Here is a 1,363-nt window from a genome sequence, read left to right as displayed (position 1 = left end):
CCCTCTCTTTCTCTAATATATTTCTCCTAATATCTAAATACTTGTCATATACTAGGTCTTGCTCTATCTCATTAACAATATCTTTTTCACTTAAAACCTTTTTTATATGCTTTGCTATAAAACTTACTTTTAAATCTGTAAAATCAATTTCTTGTAGTGTCATTATGTATTTATCACTACTTTTTACTTTTCCTGTTTCTTTATCTCTATATCTATTACATAAATAAAATTTATATATGTTTCCATATTTATCTTTTCCCTTTTTTACTGAACAAAACATATTATTTCACTCCTTTTGTAGTGTCAATAAACATCTACCACTACATTTTATTTAAATAATAAGGCTCAACTTAATGTTGAACCCCTTATTAAGTTACGCCCTTTATGGTAGCAACCTACTCTATATCAATATATATTCTTCTATATTTACCATTGTCATAAGCCTTACTAATCCTTTTTATCTTTGTTCCAGTTAATAAAGCTTTAATGATCTTTTCTCTTTCTTCAATCGTTTGATAGCTTATCATTATCTTGCTCATTTACTATACCTCTAATTTGTATCTATTTATTTCTATTAAGTCATTTATATAATCCATTGCACTTGCTTTTCCAAATTCATTTAATAATCTAAATTTCCTAATAAGAGTTAATTCAGCATTCTCTATTTTATTAAACTCTTTTATTAAATTATCTTTAAATAGCTGTTGTTCTTTTTCTAATTGTTTTTTTCTATAAAATTCAAGTTTCTTATGAATTTTTATTAATTTTCCGAATCTATTTACCATTGCTTTCTTTGGATTAAGTAATATATATTCTATCTTTTCTACTACGCTATCCATTCCAATACTATCTAGCCACTTCTTATTAAAAGTTAAGTCAAATCCATTAATTGTATTACTAGGATGAAATGTAATATAAAACTTTTTATTATCTCCTTGAAAGTCTAAAGCTGATATATAAAATATATTTCCATTAATTTTTCTAATCATTTTAAAATTCTCCAATCACATAAATATTAAAGTAACATCTTAGCTTGATATTCACTTAAAAAGTTAAGGTTATCTATACCAGCCTTTACACCTTCTTTAAAATAGTGTCTTTGCTCTATACATGCTATTTCTGTATTTGTATCATCTAACTCACTTATAAGTTGAAATACCTCATCTGATACAATTTCTTTAAGTTTCTCCATTATCCTAACCTTTTTTTCTGTATGTACTCCATATTCTAAATATGAATTTTCTATATCTTCAACCTCTGTATTTTGAATATGTTTATATTCATTTTCTATTATATTTTTAAATAATTTAACTTGATCTTTAACTTTCACTTTAAAATTCTCCAATCTTTCTTATGTTTTCCT

The 1,363-nt window shown here is 24.5% G+C and carries 3 protein-coding genes and 1 pseudogene; all 4 read right to left on the bottom strand.

The genetic code is table 11. The features are described from left to right. Positions 1 to 280: pseudogene (locus tag AC4FQ1_RS13100) on the bottom strand (molecular chaperone DnaJ); the annotation flags it as partial. A 115-nt stretch (positions 281 to 395) separates the two neighbouring features. Then, a complete protein-coding gene (locus AC4FQ1_RS13095; protein WP_171991962.1) occupies positions 396 to 539 on the bottom strand; it encodes a hypothetical protein in 144 nt (47 codons plus the stop codon). 3 nt (positions 540 to 542) lie between these two features. After that, positions 543 to 989, bottom strand: a complete 447-nt coding sequence (locus tag AC4FQ1_RS13090; RefSeq protein WP_491169871.1) for a hypothetical protein — start codon at positions 987 to 989, stop codon at positions 543 to 545. Between the two features lie 26 nt (positions 990 to 1,015). Then, positions 1,016 to 1,330: a hypothetical protein gene (locus AC4FQ1_RS13085; protein WP_491169870.1), complete on the bottom strand. Its 315-nt coding sequence runs from the start codon at positions 1,328 to 1,330 to the stop codon at positions 1,016 to 1,018. Between the last annotated feature and the right edge of the window lie 33 nt (positions 1,331 to 1,363).

The organism is Clostridium sp. TJA020 (assembly GCF_058310295.1).
This window is presented reverse-complemented; position numbering and strand designations above follow the sequence as displayed.